The sequence below is a fragment of the Bacillus sp. CGMCC 1.16607 genome, from assembly GCF_042683745.1.
GTDB lineage: Bacteria > Bacillota > Bacilli > Bacillales > Cytobacillaceae > Pseudoneobacillus.
In genome coordinates this window covers 1-2,159 of sequence record NZ_JBHUJX010000032.1, presented here as the reverse complement: position 1 = coordinate 2,159, position 2,159 = coordinate 1, and the positions used below count along the sequence as shown (strand labels likewise).

The following is a 2,159-nucleotide window of genomic DNA, read 5'->3' as shown; positions in this document are numbered from 1 at the left end:
TACTCGGTGCAGAATTCTATCAAGAATTGCTGTTGTAATAGCTTGATCTCCTAATAATTCTCCCCATTCTTTTGGAGCTTTGTTAGAAGTTAAAATAATGGAAGATTGATTATATAAGTCGTTGATTAAATGAAAGAACATATTTGCTTCTTGTTGATCCATTGCCATAAACATCAAGTCATCTATGATGACTAAATCGGCTTCTCTAATTCTCTTCATTCTTGCTTTAGATTTGCGTGTAATTTCTTCTGTTTTTAGATTATGAACTAGGTCTCCCATCGATGTAAATACAGCCTTATATCCTTGATTTATCGCCTCGATACCTAGTCCCACCGCCAGGTGGGTTTTGCCTACACCTGGCGGTCCTAGTAATATTAAATTATACAACTGTTCAACCCAAGTTAAGTCTTTCAATCTATTTAGTTGTTTATTACTTAAAGACTTCTGTTCTTTTAAATTGAACTCCGCAAGTGTTTTGTTAAATGGAAAGGTAGCCCACTTTAATCTATTATTTAGCTGCTTTTCTTCTCTTCGAGCTTGTTCATAGGTTGTTACATCTAACAAGAATTGAGTGAATGAATGGTCCTTTTGCTCGGCCTCTCTAATCAAATGGGGTAGGTGTTTGGCAGTTTCAACGAGTCTTAATGCTTTCATTATGTCTTGTATTTGGTGTAGTTGACTCATTCTTATTTCACCTCCATTAACACCGTATAAGAATCTACTTTCCTTTTGTAAGCATCTGTTTCTAAAACCCATTCAGACAGCTTGTTCAAAGGTTTAATTTCTTTTTTGTTTTCTATAACTGTTTCATGTACCTGGCGTTGACGTTTCACATATGCAATGATATCGCTAAAATCTGTTGCACTAAATAATTTCCTTTTTAAACACTCTGCTAACGCTTTGGTAAGTACTTCGCTATTGCTTTCTTTTGTTTCACGCAAGATAATTTTTAGCTGGTCTTTAATGTAACGAGGATTTTTCTCCTTAACCTTCTCTAAATATCGATAGGCTAGTTCTTTATTTTCAAATCTCTCTGCTACTGTGTTAATAAATGCTTCGATTCCTTTTGTACGGTCTCTACTATGTTTTCTATCTTTTACTAAAAGACCTTTGCCATCGGGAATCAAATGTTTTGCAATGATTTCTCCAGTATCAGGTATATAAATAATCAATTCTTTATTCTCATTTTCCTTGATACATACTTTCTCATATTTGTTATATGTGCCAAGTGGAAGAGAGTACCGATTAGATCCGAAACGAATTGTATTGTCCTTATGAACGCATCTTGCTATACTTGTATCATAGTTATTTTGAATATCCATTTTCTTGGAGACCGGTTTTAAGTGTTGCTTTTCGAGGAGAAACACTTCAAACGGTCTTTTTTTTGTTGTGTTGTGAATTTTAAAGTTTCCAGTTCTGTTTAGCCATTCCCAACCTTGTTCGTTCCAGGAATCAATGTTATGGAATGCTCTATGTTTGGCAAAGTTTTGTTTTATGAATCCAACCACATTTTCTATTCTGCCTTTACTTTCAGGGTCAGCTTTACGACAAACCCGAAGGTTTAAACCTCTAGATTCCTTATAATGTTGAAACTCTTTTGTTAAAATTAAATCTCCACCATTCTCACTGACTACAATTAAACTATCTTGATCATAAACAATCTCATTGGTCATTCCTCCATACCACTTGAATGCATTCTCATGTGCTCTAATTACATCCTGTGTTGTAAAAGGTCTATCCAACCACTCTTTGTATTTTTGTCTAGAGTGGGAGAGGACAAAAGCTATAAAGTTTAATTTAATTTCCTTATTACTAGTTGTCATTTGTCTTGTATGGCCGAAGTCTACCTGCATCTGTTCGCCCATTGGAGGATCAGGGATTGCTTCATACATTCGAGGAGAAGTTTCTTTTTTTATCTTGTATTCTTCTCTAAGATCCTTCACATACGTTCTAACTGTACTCTCCCCAATATCTATATCTTCATATTTCTCCAGGAGCCAATCATAAACTTGTGCAGATGACATATCTGGATGCATCCTCAACCATGAAAGTATCAGCTCTTTATGAGGATCTAGTTTTCTCTTTTTATTCTTAAGAGAGTCTACCCATTCAGCCATCTCCGAAGGTGATTTCTTCAAATGTCTATAAACCGTTGATCT

2 protein-coding genes are annotated in these 2,159 nt (G+C 35.1%); both read right to left on the bottom strand.

All coding sequences use genetic code 11. From position 1 onward, the window contains the following. On the bottom strand, positions 1 to 684 hold a 684-nt coding region (gene istB / locus ACFSO7_RS22360), incomplete at its 3' end, for an IS21-like element helper ATPase IstB (protein WP_377879657.1). Between the two features lie 2 nt (positions 685 to 686). Continuing rightward, on the bottom strand, positions 687 to 2,159 hold a 1,473-nt coding region (gene istA / locus ACFSO7_RS22355; protein ID WP_377879656.1), incomplete at its 5' end, for an IS21 family transposase.